This is a genomic window from Raoultella sp. T31 (assembly GCF_002806725.1).
Taxonomy (GTDB): domain Bacteria; phylum Pseudomonadota; class Gammaproteobacteria; order Enterobacterales; family Enterobacteriaceae; genus Klebsiella; species Klebsiella electrica.
In genome coordinates, this window is the sequence record NZ_PIBO01000008.1 from 70,063 (window position 1) to 88,674 (window position 18,612).

The window sequence follows — 18,612 nt, forward strand, 5'->3', positions numbered from 1 at the left end:
TTCAGCGTTGATGCTGTGCAGGAAAGGAGTAACACATGGCAGTATCGCCTTCATCGATCGCCGAGGCCATCCGCTGGCGTCGTGATTTTCATGCCTGTCCGGAGCTGGGCTATCAGGAGCAGAAAACCTCGCGGCGCGTCGCTGAATTATTGACATCCTTTGGCCTGCAGGTGCATTGCGGGCTGGCAGGGACCGGCGTGGTGGCCACCCTCGAGAACGGCCCCGGACCGGTTATCGGCCTGCGCGCCGATATGGACGCGCTGCCGATGACCGAGCTGGGCGATGTCAGCTATAAGTCGCGCAATCCGGGCGTGATGCACGCCTGCGGCCACGATGGCCACACCGCCATGCTGCTGGCCGCCGCCGCGCATCTGACCCACACCCGGCGCTTTCGCGGGACGGTGCATTTTGTCTTCCAGCCGGCCGAAGAGAACCTCGGCGGCGCGCGTAAAATGGTCGAGGAGGGGCTATTTTCGCGCTTCCCGATGGACGGTATCTACGCGCTGCATAACTGGCCCGGACTGCCGCTGGGACACGTGGCGGTTAACGAGGGGGCGATGATGGCCTCGCTGGACGCCTTTGAAATCACCCTGACCGGCAAAAGCTGCCACGCGGCCATGCCGGAAAGCGGCGCCGACCCGATTGTCGCCGCCGCGCAGTTGATTATGGCCCTGCAGACGATCCCCTCGCGCCGTCTGTCGCCGCAGGAGTCGGCGGTGGTCAGCATTACCCAGATTAGCGGCGGTGAAGCGATTAACGTTTTACCGGACAAAGTGGTGCTGCGCGGCACCTTCCGCTGCCTGAGCAACCCGGTGCGCGAACGGGTGAAAGGGCTGATTGAGCACTATGTCAGTACGCAGCCGCCGGTTTCCGATGTGCAAGGGGCTATTTTCTGGTATCCCGGCTATCCGGTGACCAAAAACCATCGTGCGCAGGCGCGAAACGTGCGCGAGGCGGCGGTGGCGGTACTGGGAGAGGCGGTGGTGAGCGGGCAGATCGCGCCGTCGATGGCGTCGGAGGATTTTGCCTGCATGCTGGAGGCCTGCCCTGGCGCCTATTTCTGGATCGGTACCGATGGCGAAACGCCGTCGAAACCGCTGCATAATGCCCGCTATGATTTTAACGACGATCTGATTGAGCACGGTGTCGCGCTGTGGACGGCGCTGGTGGAAAAACTGCTGCCGGTCGGCTGACGCCAGCGCCAGCAGCCAGCAATATGAAAGGGGAGAGGCGCCGCCTCTCCCCCGGCATTCAGGCGTTCACCGCCGCCTTCAGACGCGCTTTCATGTCACTGTAGGTGCGCCAGGCAAACTGCTCTGCCCAGAGCTGATCCTTGATGGCTTCTATCTTCACCGCGCAATATTTGGTTTCCGGCGTTTTCGAGACCGGGTCGAGGTTGTCCTGGGTCAGTTCATTGCAGGCGCCAACCCACCACTGGTAGGTCATATACACGGCGCCGTGGTTGATCCGGTCGCTGACATCCGCGCGGGTAATCACTTTGCCGCGACGCGAGCTTACCCATACCAGCTGCCGATCGGCGATCCCCAACCGATCGGCGTCGGCACGGCTTATCTGCACGCGGCCGGGCTCATCGGCAAGGGATTGCAATGCCGCGCAGTTGCCGGTCATCGAGCGACATGAGTAGTGACCCACTTCGCGCACGGTGCAGAGCACCAGCGGATAGTCGGCATCCGGCGTTTCAGCCGGCGCGCGCCACGGGGCGGCAAACAGCTGGCCTTTCCCCGTCGGGGTATCAAATTTATTGTCCTTATATAGCCACGGTGTGCCCGGATGATCCAGCGTCGGACACGGCCACTGCACGTGGTTCATATCGCCCATTTTTTCATAGGTGACGCCGTAGAACAGCGGGCACAGTTCGCGCATTTCGTCCCAGATTTGCTGGTTGTTGTCGTAATGCATCGGATAGCCCATTTCGCTGGCCAGCAGGCTGATGATTTCCCAGTCGCGTTTGACGTTGCCTGACGCGGGAATCGCTTTTTCGAAGCGCTGAAAACCGCGATCGGCGCAGGTGAAGACGCCGCCGTGTTCGCCCCATGAGGTGGCCGGTAGCAGCACGTCGGCGATTTCGGCGGTTTTGGTCATGAAGATATCCTGCACCACGACAAAATCCAGCGCCTCAATGCCCTTACGCACCAGCCCCAGATCGGCTTCGGTCTGCAGCGGGTCTTCCCCCATGATGTAGTAGGCTTTGATCTCCCCGCTCAGCGCTTTATGCGGAACTTCGGTAATACGGGTGCCGACTTTGTCATCCATAATGGCCGGATCAATGCCCCAGGCCGCGGCAAATTTGGCGCGCACGTTGGCATCGGTCACCTCCTGATAGCCGGGGAACAGATTCGGCAGCACCCCCATGTCGCAGGCTCCCTGGACGTTGTTCTGTCCGCGCACCGGGCCGACGCCGACATGTTCCCGGCCAAGGTTACCGGTCAGCAGCGCCAGGCTGGCCAGCCCTTTCACCACATCGACCGCCTGACCGAACTGCGTGACGCCCATACCCCACATAATCGTGGCCGACGGCGCGGCGGCAAACATTCTCACCGCCTGACGCACCTCTTGCGCCGGAACGCCGGTGACCGCTTCCACCGCTTCAGGCGAATAGGCTTTCACCGTCTCACGGTAGGCTTCCAGCCCTTCGGTAAAGCGTTCGACGTAATCATGGTTATAGAGATCTTCTTCCAGCAGAACGTGGCCGAAGGCGTTGACCAGCGCCATATTGCTGCCGTTGTTGAGCTGCAGGTGGCGATCGGCAATGCGGGCGGTTTCAATTCGCCGCGGGTCGCAGACGATGATTTTCGCGCCATTTTCACGCGCGTTAATCACCCGACGGGCGACGATAGGGTGGGAATCGGCGCAGTTGTAGCCAAAGACCAGCAGACATTTTGAGTGTTCAATATCGCTGATGGAGTTGCTCATCGCACCGTTACCCAGCGCCACCTGCAGACCCGCCACCGATGGACCGTGACATACGCGGGCGCAGCAGTCGACGTTATTGGTGTTTAGCACCGCCCGGGCGAATTTCTGCATCACATAGTTGGTTTCATTCCCGGTACCGCGCGATGAGCCGGTGGTCATAATCGCACGCGGACCGTACTGCTCTTTGATCTCCCGGAGTTTTTTGGCCGTATAGCGAATCGCCTCGTCCCAGCTGACCGGGGTGAGTTTTCCCCCTTTCTGGTAGCGAATCATCGGCTGCTTCAGCCGCGGAGTGAGCAGCTGAGTATCATTAAGAAAATCCCATCCGTAATACCCTTTGAGGCACAGCTGATTCTGATTGGTCACCCCATCGGCGGCTTCCGCACGGATAATTTTATCGTTTTCGACAACCAGCTTGAGTTTGCAACCCGCCCCGCAATAAGGGCAAACGCTTGTGATTTTTTTCATCAGTAACAGACCTGTTAACAGTGAATGAAGATCAATGGTCAGGCCGGGCCCGGCCCGCCATCGTCATGGAAACCTTTCGCCGCGATGCAAGCGGAAGACAGGAGCGGTATGCAGAAATTATGCCAAAATTAAGTTATTGATATAAATGGAGAATATTTTTCGGGATAGCGGTGTCGTCGTGATGTCGTCACTAATGACGATGACGTTACAGAACGCCCGGATAGGGCGTCCTGTTATGGGTTAGCGCATTTCAGGCTGGAACGGAGCCAGTTTTTGCGGGGAGAGTCCGGCTGCCAGCGCCGCTTCGCAGATGGCCTGCCAGCTGCTGGCATCCAGCGGAATGCCCCGCGCCAGACGCTCCTGACGATTGGCCTCTTCCCACTCGCCCGGTACCAGAATCGGCGTCTGCGCGTCGTGAGGCGACTGCTTACACCAGTCGATGAAGGCTTCTGTTTCGCGCTGCATGTCCGGCGCGTCGAAGGCTTTCGGGTCGAGAATAATGGTGGTCATGCAGTTGAAGATGGCATCAACGCAGGTCTGCAGGCTCTGCTGGTGGGTGGTCTGGCCGCCGGAAACGGCGCCGCCGAGGATTTCGCACAGCGTGGCGAGGGCGTAGCCTTTATGTTGGGCAAAGGTGAGCAGGGCACCTAATGGCGAGGTCTGCATGACCGCTGGGTCGGTGGTCGGTTCGCCTCGGGCGTCAATCAGTGAACCGGGCGGGACGGCTTCGCCTTTATGCCAGGCGACACGGGTTTTGCCAAAGGCAATGGCGCTGGTGGCGTAGTCGAGCAGCAGCGGAGGCTGGCCTTCTCGCGGGAAGATAACGCACAGCGGATTGGTGCCGAAACGACTGTCTTTGCCGCGAAACGGAGCCACCATCGGATCGCCCACCACACTGACGAAGTGGATCGAGATGAAACCTGCCGCCGCGCACTGCTCGGCCCAGTAACCAATGCGTCCGATGTGATGCGCGTTGCGCAGCGCGATCGCCGCCATGCCGTGTTGCCGGGCTTTCTCAATCCCTTTCTGCATTGCTTCATGGGCAACCACCTGACCAAAGCCGGCGTTGCCATCGAGTGTCGCCACCGCACCGGCGTCCTTCATCACGCTGGCATGGCGATTGAGCTGCAAATGACCCTGAGCATGAGAACGCAGATAGGTCGGGATCATCCCCACGCCGTGTGAGTCGTGGCCAGCGAGATTAGCGGCCACCAGATGGTCGGCGACAAGGGAGGCTTCGGTGGGAGAACTGCCAAGCTCAATGAACAGCGTGTTGACGAACTGATGCAGATCCGTCGCCTGAAAACGATATCCGGTTTGCACTGATACGCTCCTGTGACTTATTCGAGGGTGTTGTTTTATTAAGTTTGCGCTTTCATGCTGCGCTTATGGGCGAAGAAGATCAATATGTTGGCGCGCGAAGCGCGCGGAAGAGAAATGAGGGGCAGGGAACAGGCTTGAGGCCCGGCGTGCTGTTCGCGGCCCTGATAATCATTATGATAAAAACCAGCTAAAAAATGATAAAGAGAAGACCAAAATGAACATCAGTGCTCTGTTTTTTATTATCGTCGCGATTTCGCTGCTGGGATTATCGATCTATTGTTTATGGAGTTATATAAAAGAACGCAAAGCGATGCGCTTTAAATCTTTCCGCCATCGCTAATATCCGTCGACGGCCTGGGTATTCACTTTAGTTGTCATGGTTGTCGCGCCAGGCTTTCGGCGTGGAGTGGTATTTCTCGCGAAAACTCTTGCTGAACAGCGGGTGGCTGACAAAACCGCAGCGCCAGGAGACCTGTTCAACCCGCAGACGGGGATCGGTTTCCAGCAGCTGTCGGGCTGCCTCGAGGCGTATCTCTTTCATCACCGCCATCACCGAAGTCCCTTGTTGTTGAAACGCGCGATCGAGGCTGGATCGTGAGCAGCACAGCATCCGGCAAAGCAGATCAGGAGTCAGGTCATGTCGGTGATAATTAAGCGTAATAAAGGATTTCGCGCTGTTGACCAGATGCGCGAGTTTTCCTGACGAGCGCAGCCCCTTCTCCTGAGCCACATCGGCCAGAACCTGCAGCGCGATATGGTGTAGGCCATCGACGATAACCGCGGTTTCCTGTGCGGATAAATTTGCCGATTGCGCGTCCAGCAGCAGCATATGCGATTTCAAAAATAACGCTAAAGGGTGATTATCCAGCGTGATGACCGGGTTGGTCAGTTGACCGCTAAATAACGTGTTGATTTTCGCGCTATGCGGAATGATATACAGCTGTTTGACATCATCACATTGATAATTGTAATAATCATTGCGCTGATGAACGATGAGCTGTCCGGGATTAATCCGGGCGACGGCTGATTTTTTTCTGCCGCCGATCAGCTGATGCCCCTGTACCAGCAGAGAAATATAGATTGAAGATTCAGCCACCCGGTGCGGGTCGAATATTGTCTCGTTTTTAGAACCCATTGCACTACAATAATCGCCGGAAATAGCCGATATGGTTTTATGGTGGGCAATAATCTCTGCCGGACGGCGGTTATTTACCACCTCAATGCCATAGCAGCTGAGGTTCTGCGAGATTTGCTGATAGCGCTCTTCCGGCGCAATATCCGCCGCGCTTAATATATGGGGAACGTACAGCGTCGTAGGTCTGGGCATGGTTGTTTCGTATCCCGGCCAGCTGGTCATTTTATCCACTCATTATAAGAATAATCTTAAGAAACGCCAGCGGCGAGTCGGGTTTTTTACGTTTCTTCAGAGCGTTAGTGCGAGATCTCATCGCTGCTGATGTCGCGACGATCGGACCGTGAAAAACGCTGTTCGCTATCCATAGCGACTTATTTTACGGTCCGCTAAATATAAAATAAAACCCCTTCATCGCAGGGGAGATATTTTATTAGCGCCTGTGGCCGTTATTTAAAAAGAGCCGATTCAGTTTTCCTGTCAGCGGCGCAGGGGCTTTGAATAAACGGCAATATTATGAAAAACGCAGTGGACAGCCGGATAAAAGCGATTGCAAGCTATAGCGCAGGCATCCAACGAACGAAGGGAATAACCGCGTATGCGCAAGAGTAAAATTATTGTTTTATCTTTGATGGTTATTTGTGTTTTATGGTTTGCAATTTTTGCTGTTTATTTTTTTTACGGCTCAAAGACAATTTTGCCGAACCGCGAAACGAGGAAACCGAAGCCGCGGTTCTCCAGGCTGCCGGGTTTGTGAAAAATGGACCAGCCGATGCGCAAATCGTGAGAACGCGATACCAGACGCGAATCGTCACTCGGCGGTTGAATCTGGATAGCGGCCAGCTTTTACCGGCCGGCAGAGCCGCTGCTGGCGAAACACGGCATCAGGGATGGCGAAAACCCGCAGAACGCCAGGCGGTATTCACCCGACTGGCGCAGCAATAAGCGTCTCTCCCGGGCGTGCGCCCGGGAGTCTGCGTCTTTTTAGTCCAGCAGCGAAGGATCGGCATCAATCATCATCTGCTTCATTTCGGCGAAGTGCTGGCGGGAAAAATCGGCGATTTTCTCCCAGTCCTCGGCCGTTTTCTCTGCCACCTCAGCGGACAACACCTTCAGCGGCTGGCCGGTCGACCAGACGGTGACCAGAATCTGGCAGGCCCGCTCCAGCGTCCAGATATCGTCAAACGCTTCGCCGATGGTCGCGGCGGTGACCAGCACGCCGTGGTTGCCCATCAGCAGGCGGCGTTTATCCGCCAGCAGCCCGGCCAGCCTCGCACCTTCGGCGGCGGTATCCGCCATCCCGCCGTACAGCGTATCCACCGCCACGCGATTAAAATAGCGCGCGCTATTCTGATCGATAGGCAGGATCTGCGGATTCGCCAGGCAGGCGATGCTGGTGGTATAGACCGGGTGCAGGTGCAGTACCGCCCGCGCCTGCGGCAGCCGCCGATGAATCTGACCGTGGATAGCCCACGCGGTGGCGTCCACGTCCGGGCGCTGTGCGGTCGCTTCGTCATCGGCATCCAGCAGCAGCAGGTCGCTGGCGCGGATCCGCGAGAAGTGTTTCCACTTCGGATTCAGCAGAAACTTCTTGCCGTCCGGCGACAGGGCCGCGCTAAAGTGGTTGGCGACCGCCTCGTGCATGCCGAGATGCGCGATGATACGAAACGTCGCCGCCAGATCGATCCGCGTTTGTTCTTCGCAAGAGTAAGCCATGGCATTACTCCGCTTTTGGCATCAGGGTTTTCAGGTCCTCTTCCGTCGGCGGCTGGAAGTGATATTTTTTCAGCAGCGCTGCGTATTCCGGCGTGGCGCTGAATTTTTTCAGCCCCTGCTCAAGGGCGCTCTTCACTTCGCTGTTGCCTTTTTTGACGCCAAAGCCGTTCAGCACCGGGTAAATTAAGGTATCGGAAGAGATAACGATCCGCTCGCCCAGCTTCTCAACGACGCCGCGCGCCACCGCCGCATCGGTAATCTGCGCCTCCACCGCCCGCGACAGCAGCGCCTGGGTGGTTTGCGGGTCGGTGCTGTACTCGCTCAGCTTAATGGGCGGCAGGCCTTTCTTGACGCAATAGTCCGCCGACAGTTTTTGCAACTGCGCCAGCCAGGAGGTGGCGCCCATCGAGCCGATTTTGTGCCCGCAAAACTCTTCCGGAGTCTTCGGCTGATAGCTGGCGCCTTTAAGCGCGAGGATCGATTCGCCGCTTTTCAGGTACGGCACCATGTCAATCACCTTCAGGCGTTCGGCGGTGATATACATCGAGGAGTTGGTTATATCGAACCGCCCGCCCTGCAGGCCGGGGATCAGATTAGGAAAGCGGGTATCCGTATTCACCGCCTCGCGGCCGATGGTTTTCGCCAGACCGGCGAGAAACTCAATGTCAAAACCGGCCGGTTTGTTGTTTTCCATATATTCATAAGGATAAAACGTCATATCCGAACCGGCGGTGATTTTCCCCGGCTGCAGGAATGCCGCAAAAGTGCTGAACGAGGTCAGCGCGCCAGCGGTACAAAGAAGCAGAGCATTAAATCTTTTCATAAAAACCTCCAGGGGATGACATTACATGCTGGCAAGATCGTGGCCGGCCTGCTGAACGAAGAATGAGGCGCCGCGCGGTTTCTGCGGCAAACGTAACTGATTGGCGGTGCTGCGCACCAGGCCGCTCTCGACGCCAGCCACCAGTTGGCCCGCGTGCCGGCTTGGCAACGGGTTTTCGCCAAAGGGCAGGGCGTCCTCGGCGGCATAGACGCTGATAAACAGCGTCCGCGGCAGCCCGGTTTCATTGGGGCTCGAGGCATGAAGCAGGCGGGTATGCATAAAGCACACCGAGCCTGAAGGGCCAAAGCAGGCGGCGGGCTGCTGGCACTGTGCGGACACCACCTCGTCGTCAACCGCGCCGGTAAAGCGTCCGTCCTGCCAGTGGGACCACAGCGGCCCTTTATGGCTCCCCGGCACCACGTTCAGCGGGCCGTTTTCCGGCGTGACGTCGCTGACCATCAGCAGGGCGGTGATGATGTCGTCATTGCTGTGCGGTGTGAACAGAAAATCCTGGTGCCATTTTACCTGCGTCGCGGTGAACGGCAGTTTGGAGTTGATTTTGCTGTGATGAAAACGGGTGCCGCTGCCGCCGATAAGCTGGGCGGCGATGGCCGCCATGCGCGATTGCAGAGCGGCATGTTCGAAGGCGGCGGAAATCTCCGTCGGCGAACTGACCCGGCGCAGAGAAGGGTGATCGGCGCGGTGATCCCCTTCAAGGTCGAAGCGCGGGCGACCGTCCAGCGTCTCGCCCCATACCTCGCTATGGCGGCGGCTCTCTTCTACCCAACCGTCAAAATCCTGCTGCAAGGCGGCGATGTCGTCAGGCGACAGCACCCCTTCGACCACCAGAAAACCTTGTTGATGAAACTGCTCGATTTGCCACTGCGCGATCATAATTTTTCCTTTCACAAACGGAGAGTTAAGCCAGGGAGACATCCTTCAGGAAGGCGTCAACGCGCGGGTGGTTGCCGTCGCGCATCGCCTGCGGCGTGTCGTCGCACACCACGCGTCCTTTTTCCATAAACACAATCCGGTCAGAGACTTTGAAGGCAAAGTTCATTTCGTGGGTCACGATGACCATCGTGATGCCTTCGTGGGCCAGCGACTCGATAACCTGGAGCACTTCATTGACCTTTTCCGGGTCAAGCGCCGAGGTGGGTTCATCAAACAGCATGATTTGCGGTCGCATCATCAGGGCCCGGGCAATGGCCACGCGCTGCTGCTGGCCGCCGGAAAGCTGGTGCGGGTATTTCCACGCGTGCTCCAGCATGCCGACCTTATGCAGCAATTCGCAGGCCTGCTGCTTCAGTTCGGCTTCCGGGGCCAGCCGATGGTAGCGCGGCGCCAGCAGCAGGTTGCCGAGAACCGTCAGATGGGGGAACAGGTTAAAACTCTGGAAAACCATGCCGATGTTGAGGCGGTACTGCGCGTTTTCCATAAAGCGCGGTTTCTGCGCCCCCTGGCGATCGAGGTGAATAAACGGCTGGCCGTTGATGCGAATCTCGCCGTTGTCGATCTGCTCAAGTCCGTTGAGCAGGCGAATCAGCGTGGTTTTCCCGGAACCGGAAGGGCCAATCACCGAGACCACCTCGCCTGGCAGAATTTGCAGGCTGACGGCCCCAAGCACTTCCACGTTGTTATAGGCTTTGTGCAGTTTTGACGCCTGCAGCGCCGGGGGCGGGTTGTCGACCACGCTGCGCACGATTGCCGGGCGCGTTTGCGTCGCCAGCCGCAGCATCTCGCTGTCGATGGGGCGGGTGACTTTCCGCCGGGTGACATCGAGGTAGCTCTCCAGGCGTTTGAGCAGGAAGTCGAAGACGGTGACGATCAGCACGTAGTAGAAGGCGACGGCGGCCATGGTCTCCATCACCAGGAAGTTCTGCGAGTAAAGACGCTGACCGACCATCAAAATCTCGGTCAGGGAGATAACCGACACCAGCGAGCTGAGCTTGACGATGGCAATGTATTCGTTGGCCAGCGCGGGCAGGGCGACGCGCAGCGCCTGGGGAATAATCACCCGCCATTGAGTACCGGCATAGCGCAGTCCCAGCGCCCGGGCGGCTTCGCTCTGGCCTTTCGCTATCGAGAGCAGGCCGCCGCGGTGGATTTCGGCGACGTAGGCCGCTTCACTGAGTACCATCGCCAGCAGGCCGGCCCAGAACGGGTCGTTGAGCAAGGGCGCTGAGGACGGCACCGCCTGGGGCAGGTTATAGACGAATATCAGCAGCACCAGCAGCGGCAGGCTGCGGAACAGCCAGATATAGAAGCGCGCCGGAAGATGAAAAAGTTTGCGCGGCGACTGCTTGGCCAGGGCGAGAACAAATCCCAGCACAATACTGCAACCCCAGGTCAGCAGACTTAATTTAATCACGGTCCAGGTGGCCTGCCAAAAATCTGCATCGCTGAGCAGACTTAACATGTAGTTCCAGTTAAACGTCATGGGTTATTTCACTCGCCATAATTAACGGAAATGAATGCGATACCGATGATCAAAAATGGGGCATCGCCAGGCTTTATCTTGCAATAACACTATGCTGGCAGTTTTCGTTGCGAGGCAATTAGTAAATTTTTGGTCTTTAAGTTTAAAAAAACTATACAGGTGGATTAATTTCAATAAATTTAAAGCAATGAGTGCGAAACAAGAACTAAACATTAAAAAAACAATTACGCGCTGGGGATAACGGAACGGGCGATTAAATCCAGAATTGTGCCATGTTGGGGCGCGCAAAGAATTAATTTGGTGCAACGTGATGCGGTCTGGTGCAATTAAACGGATGCGGCGGCAGCGTCAGCATTTTGACTCCGTCAGGATGCTAAATAAATCATTTGCCCGGCGAAGAAAGCGTGGCGCTGAGGGGGAAATGGCACGATGCTTGCAGGCTGCATATCAGAAAACTATACCGTTTTCGCTCGCGACAATATTTCGTAAAGGGTGGGGCCATGACGCGATTCACGCTCAAACAACTTAAATACTTCGTCACCGTTGTAGAGACCGAGAGTATCGCTGAAGCCTCCCGGCAGCTTCATATTGCTCAGCCGTCGATCTCGATTGCGATTAAAAACCTTGAAAGCACATTTGAGCAGCAGCTGTTTATTCGCCATCACGCCCAGGGCGTCTCGCTGACCTCCTGCGGCAGGCGTTTTTATGACAAGGCCAAAGAGCTGCTACGGCTCTCCTATGAGTTTGAACAAAACTCCCGCGCCGATAAAGAGCTGGTTTCCGGGACGATTTCCGTCGGCTGCTTCGAATCCGTGGCGCCGCTGTACATGCCAAAGCTGGTCGCCGGGTTTAAAAAAATGTATCCCGATATCACCCTGCAGCTGTATGACGGTGAGCAGCATGAGTTAATGCACGGTCTGCATCGCGGACGTTTCGATCTGGCGCTGGTCTATGATCTGGAATTAGGCCATTCAATCAATAAAGAGATGCTGAATGCGCCGCATAAACCCTATGCGCTGCTGCCGGCCAGCCATCCGTTAGCGCAGAAAAATAGTGTGACTTTGCAGGAGCTCAGTCATGAACCGATGATTTTGCTCGATGCGGTGCCCAGCAAGAATTATTTTATCACCATATTTAAAGAGAAGGGCTATCACCCTGAAGTCGCCTACAGTTCACCCTCCATCGAAATGGTGCGTTGTATGGTGGGACAGGGACTGGGGTTTTCGGTATTAGTCACCCGGCCATTGTGCGATATGACCTATGACGGCGAGAGGCTGGTGCAGTTAGATATTGAAGATGAGATGCCCGCGTCGACATTAATTATGGCGCATCTTGCCAATAATGAACCGACCCGGCCCACACAACTGTTTATGGACTATTGCCGTAGTATTGAATTAACTCCCGCGCATTGTTGAATAAATAAGCCTGTGACTGCCGCAGGCTTATTTCTCCTGCTCCTGCATTAAGGCTCGTCATTTTCTATTCAGCGACTCGTTTTATAATAATTTACCCGCGACAGGTAATTAAATAACCTGTGTAGGTTCGATCCTCGGTGGCTAAATAGCGGGCCTGTCTGGGTCACTTTCAGCCGCATCATCTCTCCATACAGGAAGATTAGCTATGCAAAATCAGCGTGTCCCGAATATCGATTCGCAGACCATCGACAGCTATCAGACGGATGGCGTCGTGTTGCTAAAGGGGGTGTTTACGCCATGGATTGAAAGCCTGGCGGCCGGCGTCGCGGAGCTGATGGCCAGCCCCAGCGAGTATGGCCATGCCCGTACGGTTGTGCCGAAAGATGGCTCCGCCCCGTTTTTCCAGGATTATTGCAACTGGTCGCGCATCCCCGACTTTGCGCGCTTTGTCCTGCATTCGCCAGCGGCGGAAATCGCCGCTGCGCTGATGCGATCGCAGACGGCCACATTTTTCCATGAACATACGCTGGTGAAACCGCCCGGCGGCAGCACGGTGACGCCGTGGCACCACGATCAGCCCTATTATTGTGTCGACGGGCAGCAAAACGTCAGCTTCTGGATCCCGCTGGACCCGGTGGCGGAAGCAATCTCGCTGCGCTGCATCCGCGGTTCCCATCGCTGGGGCGACGAGTACAGCCCGACCCGTTTTAACGGCTCAAAGCTCTACGCGCACGACCGTTTTAAAGAGCTGCCGGATATTGATGCCCGTCAGGATGATTACGATATTGTCAACTGGGCGCTGGAACCGGGAGATGCGGTCGCCTTTCATTTCCGGACGCTGCACGGCGCGCGGGGCAATGCGACCGCGCGTGCGCGGCGGGTCTTCTCCGCTCGCTGGGTCGGGGATGACGCCACCTTCGCCGATCGCGGCGGCGTGACCTCGCCGCCGTTCCCGGAGCTGACGCTGAAAGATGGCGAGGCGCTAGTCTCGCCGCTGTTTCCCCGGGTCTGGCCGCGAGAATAATGCAGACGAATTACCGCTTCGTCTGCATACGGACCTGAATTTGCCCGACTATCTTTTCCTCTGTCAGACCGTCACTATTATTTCCTGCCGCGTCATTAAACGGCGGAAAATTGCCCTCCGGCAGGCCCATGCAGGCCTGCCGCCATTCAATTTGGGCGAAGGGCGGCCCCCGTTTTATCAACATCTCATCTGACGCTTAAGGCTGTCTTAATATTTCGTCTCCCGGCGCGGGAAAATATTGTTCGCCTTATTCTTTTTTGACCGCGATGGCCGCCAGTTTATTTAAATTAAGCCAGCGTCACAAAAGCCGGAAAAAAACACCGCCCGTCATTGCAACGTCCTGATGTCTCGCTATATGTTAAATTTGTGTTTAATAAATGATAATTAAGGGTTGGATTTATGTATAGTAAAATTGGTGGTTTAGTGGTTTCACTGACGACAGTCTTCTCCTGTTCCGTTCTGGCAGAATTACCCCAGGGTTACCCGGCTGATTATCAAAAAGTGGTGGATGCCGGGGTAAAAGAGGGCAAAGTCGTCATCTATTCGACGACGGACACCAAAGCCGCGGGCCCGTTAATTAAAGGGTTTGAGGCGCAGTACCCTGGGATCAACGTTGAATATAACGACATGAACAGTACCGAACTCTATAACCGCTATATCAGCGAGCAGGCGGCGGGCGGCGGGAGCGGCGATGTGGTCTGGAGTTCATCGATGGATACGGCGCTAAAACTGGCGACGGATTATGCCGAACAGTACGCCTCTCCTGAGTTGAGCAAACTACCGAAATGGGCGGTCTGGCAGCAAAAAGCCTATGGCACCACCTACGAACCGGTGGTTTTTATCTATAACAAACGCTTAATCCCGCAGGGGGATGTCCCGGATTCGCACACCGCGCTGGCCAAACTGGTCACCGCGCAGGCGGATAAATTCAAAGGCAAAGTGACCACCTACGATATTGAGAAATCGGGGCTGGGCTTCATGCTGGCGGTACAGGACAGCAAAGCCGACGCCAACTATTTCGCCAATCTGGCCGGGATGGCGAAAGGCGGTCTGACCGTGCAGTCCTCAACCGGCACCATGATGGAGAGGGTCTCCTCGGGTGAAAATCTGTTGGGCTATAACATTCTTGGCTCCTACGCCGAGGCGCGGGCGAAAACCGATCCGTCATTGGGAATTTCATATCCCAAAGATTATGTGCTGGTGTTGTCGCGGGTCTCGTTTATTTCTCAGGAATCCGCGCATCCGAACGCCGCCAGACTGTGGTTCGATTATCTGCTGTCGGAGAAAGGACAGAGCATTCTGGCCAACCAGGCGGATATTCCCTCTATTCGTAACGATATCGAAGGCAAAAATGATATCGACGGCATGACCAAAATGTTGGGTAACGCGTTGAAACCGATTCCGGTCGATGAAACGTTGCTGGAATATCTGCAACCGAAGAAACGGCTGGAATTTATCAAACAATGGCGTACCGCTGCCGCAAAATAATAGCCGCCAGGCGGCGTATCATCGGATGCGCCGTCTTTTCGCGCCGGGTATTCCCGGTGTTAACACCCGTCTGGTTTGTACTCCGCGCCTGACCAAAGGGATACGCTATGAATGTAATACGCAGAAAATGGCAGGGGCTACCGCGCGGTATCGTGGTAGTGATAACGGCATTAGTAATTTATATCCCGCTGTTATTTATCGTGGTGCAGAGTTTTCTTTCCGCCCCGTTTTTTGCCCGCAGTAAAGAATTCAGTCTGGGGGCCTTTGAATTTATTTTTACCGACCCCGACTTTTATCTTGCGCTGAAGTCCGGTTTTATTCTGGCGGTGGGGCTGGTACTGATTGCGATACCGCTGGGCGGGATCCTCGCGTTCTTAATGGTGCGTACTGATTTGCCCGGACGGCGGTTTATTGAACCGCTGATTCTGGTGCCGATTTTTGTTTCCCCCATGGTACTGGCGTTTGGCTATGTGGTTGCCGCCGGGCCGGTCGGTTTTTTCTCGCAATGGGCAGAGCAACTGTTGGGGTTTGTGCCGTGGAATATCTACTCGATGTTCAGCATTGTGGTGATTGCCGGGCTGACCCACGTTCCGCATGCCTATCTCTATATCTCGTCCGCGCTGCGTAGCGTCGGTTCGGATGTCGAAGAGGCGGCGCGGACGGTGGGGGCCTCTCCGCTGCAGGTGATGACCTCGGTCAGCCTGCCGATGGTACGTCCGTCGATTCTCTATGCCTGCGTGCTGCTGTTTTTCCTCGGCCTTGAAGTGTTTGGCCTGATGCTGGTGCTGGGGGACCCGGAAGGCAACATGGTGCTGGCCACCTACCTGTATAAGCTCACCAATAAGCTCGGGACGCCCTCCTATCATCTGATGGCGGCGGTGGCGGTGGTGCTTATCTGTATCACTATCCCGCTGGTCATGTTGCAGCGGCGCCTGATGCGCACGGCCAATCGGTTTGTGACCATGAAAGGCAAAGCTTCGCAGGCACGTGCGCTGCCGCTCGGCAAGTGGCGCTGGGTCGCTGGCGGGGTGGTGGTCTTCTGGCTGACCGTGACCATTGGCGTGCCGCTGATTGGCGTCGCCATGCGGGCGTTTATTTCCAACTGGGGGGTAGGGGTTTCTCTGTGGGATGAACTGTCGCTGGCGACCTTCCGTAATATCTGGCAGCAGCCGAACCTGCTGCGGGCCATCGTCAACTCCATGGCCATCGGTATTTTCGGCGGCGCGCTGGCGGTTCTCTGCTATCTGTTTGTCGGCATTGCGATGCATCGCAAAGCGGATAATGTCACGCGCTTTCTCGACTACAGCGTGCTGGTTCCGCGCGCGGTGCCGGGCCTGCTGGCCGGACTGGCGTTCCTGTGGGTGTTTCTGTTCCTGCCGATGTGGCTGGATCAGTCGCTGAAAAACGGCTGGCTCTCGGCGCTGCCGGTGGCCGACTGGCTGCGCGAACATCTGATTGTCCAGCTGCGGGCGTTGCGTAATACCATTTTCAGCGTCTGGCTGGCCTACACCGTGGTGTGGATGGCCTACGGGCTGCGCTTGATCTCCTCAACCCTGCTCCAGGTGGCGCCGGAGCTGGAGGAGGCCGCCCGCAGCAACGGCGCCTCGCAGGGCCAGGTCACTCGCCACGTTACGGTGCCGCTGTCGCGCTATGGCCTGATTGGCTCCTGGCTGCTGATGTTTTTGATCTTTGAGCGTGAGTATTCCACCGGCGTCTATCTGCTTTCGCCGGGAACGGAAACCATTGGTTCGATGCTGGTCTCGCTGTGGGCCGCGGGAGCCATCGATATTGTCGCCGCGCTTTCGTTTATCAATATCCTGCTGGTGGTGGTCGGACTGGGTATCGCCCTGCGCTTTGGAGTGAAATTACATGATTGAATTATCAGTAGAAAATCTGCATCTGACCTATGGCGACAACCCGGTGCTGAAAGGGGTGTCGATGACGCTGAAGCGGGGAGAGGTGGTGTCGCTACTGGGGCCATCGGGCAGCGGGAAAACCACCTTGCTGCGCGCGGTGGCCGGGCTGGAGAAACCCACCGGCGGGCGGATAGCCATCGGCAAACATACGGTCTATGACGGCAATCCGCGCAGCGAAATTCCGGCCGAGGCGCGCAATCTTGGGCTGGTGTTTCAGTCCTACGCCTTGTGGCCGCACAAAACGGTATTCGAGAATGTCGCCTACCCGCTCAGGCTGCGTAAGGTCGCCGCGGGCGAAATGAAACAGCGGGTGCAGGCGGTGCTCGATCAGCTGGGGCTGGGGCATCTGGGCAACCGGCACCCGCATCAGCTATCGGGGGGGCAGCAGCAGCGCGTGGCGATTGGCCGGGCGCTGGTCTACAACCCGCCGGTTATTCTGCTTGATGAACCGCTGTCGAACCTTGACGCGAAATTACGCGAAGAGGCGCGGGTGTTTCTGCGCGAGCTGATTATCAAACTGGGGCTGTCGGCGCTGATGGTTACGCACGATCAGAACGAAGCGATGGCGATTTCCGACCGTATCCTGCTGCTCAACAATGGCGTGATTGAACAGCAGGGGACGCCGCAGGAGATGTATGGCAATCCGGCAACCCTGTTTGCCGCCGAGTTCATGGGCAGCAATAACCGCCTGCACGGCAAGATTACCGCCGTAATGGACGGACGGGCGCGGATTGAAGGAGCCAGTTGGGCGCTGTGGGGGATGGCGGGCGGTCGGGTCAGCGTCGGGGAGGAGGCGACGGCGGTGATCCGCGTCGAGCGTCTGCGCCTTGGGGCGACGCCCCAGGATAATATGCTGGAGCTACCGCTGCTAACCAGTATGTATCTTGGCGACCGCTGGGAGTACCTGTTCCGTACCCGGGGGGACGATTTTGCCATTCGCGCCTATGGCTCATCGCTGCGCGACACGGAGCATTGTCACCTGACCTTCCCGGCCAACGACCTGTGGATTTTCCCGCGCGCGTAAGGCGGCAGGTTCTGAGCAGACGGTGAACCGTCGGCGCTGTCTGCTCACTTTATCGCCCGCGCGGCGGGAAAAGCGCATAAAAAAGCCCCTGCATCGCGGCAGGGGCAAACCATGTCAGAGCATCATGGTATTAGTTAAAAACCATCCCGCCGTCGATAAGCAGCGACTGGCCGGTCATATAGTCGGAGTCCGGGCTCGCCAGATACGATACGCAGGCCGCTACATCTTCAGGCTCGGACAGTCGTCCCAGGGTGATGCGTTTGGCGAACTCGGCGGTACCGTAGCCCAGCGGTTTGCCCGCCGCTTCCGAGATCTGACGATCGATCTCCGCCCACATCGGAGTTTTGACGATCCCCGGGCAGAAGCCGTTAACGGTGATCCCCAGCGGCGCCAGGTCGCGGGCGGCGGTCTGGGTCAGGCCGCGCACGGCGAATTTACTCGAGCTGTAGACCGCCAGTTCCGGATTGCCGACGTGTCCGGCCTGAGAACAGGCGTTGATGATTTTCCCGCCGTGGCCCTCTTTTTTAAAGGCGTCGACGGCCGCCTGAATGCCCCAGATGACGCCTTTGACGTTGATGTTATAGACCTTATCGATGGTCTCCTCGTCGATCTCTTCAATCGGCGTTGAAGGGGCGATGCCGGCGTTGTTGACGATAACGTCGAAACCACCCAGCGTTTTACGCGCCTGTTCGACGGCGGCAAAAACCTGTTCGCGGCGGGAGACATCGACCTTCACCGCCAGCGCCCGGCCGCCGTGCTGGTTGATTTCGGCGGCCACGGCTTGCGCCGCGGTATCGTTGTAATCGGCAATAGCCACGGCAAATCCGTCTTTCACCAGGCGCAGCGCGATAGCTTTACCGATGCCCTGAGCGGCGCCGGTGACAAGGGCGACTTTTTGCATGTTGCTTT

Annotated in this window: 16 protein-coding genes; 8 read left to right on the forward strand and 8 right to left on the reverse strand. The window is 57.1% G+C overall.

The genetic code is table 11. From position 1 onward, the window contains the following. Positions 1-35: 35 nt before the first annotated feature. Positions 36-1,193, forward strand: a complete 1,158-nt coding sequence (locus CWM52_RS08000) for a M20 aminoacylase family protein (protein WP_100683608.1) — start codon at positions 36-38, stop codon at positions 1,191-1,193. Between the two features lie 58 nt (positions 1,194-1,251). On the opposite strand, the gene fdhF is transcribed toward CWM52_RS08000, so the two are convergent. Beyond that, positions 1,252-3,402, reverse strand: a complete 2,151-nt coding sequence (gene fdhF / locus CWM52_RS08005; RefSeq protein ID WP_100683609.1) for a formate dehydrogenase subunit alpha — start codon at positions 3,400-3,402, stop codon at positions 1,252-1,254. A 240-nt stretch (positions 3,403-3,642) separates the two neighbouring features. Then, positions 3,643-4,725: a malate/lactate/ureidoglycolate dehydrogenase gene (locus tag CWM52_RS08010; protein WP_100683610.1), complete on the reverse strand. Its 1,083-nt coding sequence runs from the start codon at positions 4,723-4,725 to the stop codon at positions 3,643-3,645. A gap of 214 nt (positions 4,726-4,939) precedes the next feature. Here CWM52_RS08010 and CWM52_RS26280 point away from each other — a divergent pair, with 214 nt between their 5' ends. Beyond that, positions 4,940-5,065, forward strand: a complete 126-nt coding sequence (locus CWM52_RS26280) for a small membrane protein (protein ID WP_165785356.1) — start codon at positions 4,940-4,942, stop codon at positions 5,063-5,065. A 27-nt stretch (positions 5,066-5,092) separates the two neighbouring features. Here CWM52_RS26280 and CWM52_RS08020 read toward each other — a convergent pair whose 3' ends face one another. Beyond that, positions 5,093-6,052 (reverse strand): helix-turn-helix domain-containing protein, encoded by a 960-nt coding sequence (locus CWM52_RS08020; protein WP_100683696.1) that lies wholly within the window; start codon positions 6,050-6,052, stop codon positions 5,093-5,095. A gap of 558 nt (positions 6,053-6,610) precedes the next feature. On the opposite strand from CWM52_RS08020, the gene CWM52_RS26090 reads away from it, so the two are divergent. After that, a complete protein-coding gene (locus tag CWM52_RS26090; protein WP_133121732.1) occupies positions 6,611-6,802 on the forward strand; it encodes a hypothetical protein in 192 nt (63 codons plus the stop codon). Positions 6,803-6,841: 39 nt separating this feature from the next. On the opposite strand, the gene CWM52_RS08030 is transcribed toward CWM52_RS26090, so the two are convergent. From CWM52_RS08030 to CWM52_RS08045, 4 genes are read right to left on the reverse strand one after another with little or no spacing between them, the layout of a single operon-like run. Beyond that, positions 6,842-7,573 carry a class II aldolase and adducin N-terminal domain-containing protein gene (locus CWM52_RS08030; RefSeq protein ID WP_100683612.1) on the reverse strand — a complete coding sequence of 244 codons (732 nt, stop codon included), beginning with the start codon at positions 7,571-7,573 and terminating at the stop codon, positions 6,842-6,844. Between the two features lie 4 nt (positions 7,574-7,577). Beyond that, positions 7,578-8,396, reverse strand: coding sequence for an ABC transporter substrate-binding protein (locus tag CWM52_RS08035; RefSeq protein ID WP_100683613.1), 819 nt, complete (start codon positions 8,394-8,396; stop codon positions 7,578-7,580). Positions 8,397-8,417: 21 nt separating this feature from the next. Next, a complete protein-coding gene (locus CWM52_RS08040) occupies positions 8,418-9,290 on the reverse strand; it encodes a phytanoyl-CoA dioxygenase family protein (protein WP_100683614.1) in 873 nt (290 codons plus the stop codon). A gap of 25 nt (positions 9,291-9,315) precedes the next feature. Then, on the reverse strand, positions 9,316-10,836 hold the full coding sequence (locus tag CWM52_RS08045; protein WP_100683615.1) for an amino acid ABC transporter permease/ATP-binding protein: 1,521 nt from the start codon (positions 10,834-10,836) through the stop codon (positions 9,316-9,318). 500 nt (positions 10,837-11,336) lie between these two features. On the opposite strand from CWM52_RS08045, the gene CWM52_RS08050 reads away from it, so the two are divergent. From CWM52_RS08050 to CWM52_RS08070, 5 genes are all read left to right on the forward strand, one after another. Continuing rightward, the gene (locus tag CWM52_RS08050) at positions 11,337-12,251 is read left to right on the forward strand and encodes a LysR family transcriptional regulator (RefSeq protein WP_100683616.1); all 915 of its coding nucleotides are present in this window, start codon (positions 11,337-11,339) and stop codon (positions 12,249-12,251) included. 205 nt (positions 12,252-12,456) lie between these two features. Next, positions 12,457-13,275: a phytanoyl-CoA dioxygenase family protein gene (locus CWM52_RS08055; protein ID WP_100683617.1), complete on the forward strand. Its 819-nt coding sequence runs from the start codon at positions 12,457-12,459 to the stop codon at positions 13,273-13,275. Positions 13,276-13,674: 399 nt separating this feature from the next. After that, a complete protein-coding gene (locus tag CWM52_RS08060) occupies positions 13,675-14,763 on the forward strand; it encodes an ABC transporter substrate-binding protein (RefSeq protein ID WP_100683618.1) in 1,089 nt (362 codons plus the stop codon). 107 nt (positions 14,764-14,870) lie between these two features. Continuing rightward, positions 14,871-16,640 (forward strand): ABC transporter permease, encoded by a 1,770-nt coding sequence (locus CWM52_RS08065; protein ID WP_100683619.1) that lies wholly within the window; start codon positions 14,871-14,873, stop codon positions 16,638-16,640. Further along, complete coding sequence (locus CWM52_RS08070) at positions 16,633-17,703, forward strand: ABC transporter ATP-binding protein (protein ID WP_100683620.1); 1,071 nt, start codon at positions 16,633-16,635, stop codon at positions 17,701-17,703. Before CWM52_RS08065 ends, CWM52_RS08070 begins: the two co-directional genes overlap by 8 nt. Before the next feature lie 130 nt (positions 17,704-17,833). On the opposite strand, the gene CWM52_RS08075 is transcribed toward CWM52_RS08070, so the two are convergent. Continuing rightward, a complete protein-coding gene (locus CWM52_RS08075) occupies positions 17,834-18,604 on the reverse strand; it encodes a (S)-acetoin forming diacetyl reductase (protein ID WP_100683621.1) in 771 nt (256 codons plus the stop codon). Positions 18,605-18,612 lie beyond the last annotated feature (8 nt).

Bases quoted from the DNA above. Each gene is read 5' to 3' on its own strand.
- CWM52_RS08045 (WP_100683615.1), bottom strand. From the start codon at position 10,836: ATGACGTTTAACTGGAACTACATGTTAAGTCTGCTCAGCGATGCAGAT.
- fdhF (WP_100683609.1), bottom strand. From the start codon at position 3,402: ATGAAAAAAATCACAAGCGTTTGCCCTTATTGCGGGGCGGGTTGCAAA.
- CWM52_RS08020 (WP_100683696.1), bottom strand. From the start codon at position 6,052: ATGCCCAGACCTACGACGCTGTACGTTCCCCATATATTAAGCGCGGCG.
- CWM52_RS08000 (WP_100683608.1), top strand. From the start codon at position 36: ATGGCAGTATCGCCTTCATCGATCGCCGAGGCCATCCGCTGGCGTCGT.
- CWM52_RS08065 (WP_100683619.1), top strand. From the start codon at position 14,871: ATGAATGTAATACGCAGAAAATGGCAGGGGCTACCGCGCGGTATCGTG.
- CWM52_RS08050 (WP_100683616.1), top strand. From the start codon at position 11,337: ATGACGCGATTCACGCTCAAACAACTTAAATACTTCGTCACCGTTGTA.
- CWM52_RS08030 (WP_100683612.1), bottom strand. From the start codon at position 7,573: ATGGCTTACTCTTGCGAAGAACAAACGCGGATCGATCTGGCGGCGACG.
- CWM52_RS08060 (WP_100683618.1), top strand. From the start codon at position 13,675: ATGTATAGTAAAATTGGTGGTTTAGTGGTTTCACTGACGACAGTCTTC.
- CWM52_RS08035 (WP_100683613.1), bottom strand. From the start codon at position 8,396: ATGAAAAGATTTAATGCTCTGCTTCTTTGTACCGCTGGCGCGCTGACC.
- CWM52_RS08075 (WP_100683621.1), bottom strand. From the start codon at position 18,604: ATGCAAAAAGTCGCCCTTGTCACCGGCGCCGCTCAGGGCATCGGTAAA.
- CWM52_RS08070 (WP_100683620.1), top strand. From the start codon at position 16,633: ATGATTGAATTATCAGTAGAAAATCTGCATCTGACCTATGGCGACAAC.
- CWM52_RS08055 (WP_100683617.1), top strand. From the start codon at position 12,457: ATGCAAAATCAGCGTGTCCCGAATATCGATTCGCAGACCATCGACAGC.
- CWM52_RS26280 (WP_165785356.1), top strand. From the start codon at position 4,940: ATGAACATCAGTGCTCTGTTTTTTATTATCGTCGCGATTTCGCTGCTG.
- CWM52_RS08040 (WP_100683614.1), bottom strand. From the start codon at position 9,290: ATGATCGCGCAGTGGCAAATCGAGCAGTTTCATCAACAAGGTTTTCTG.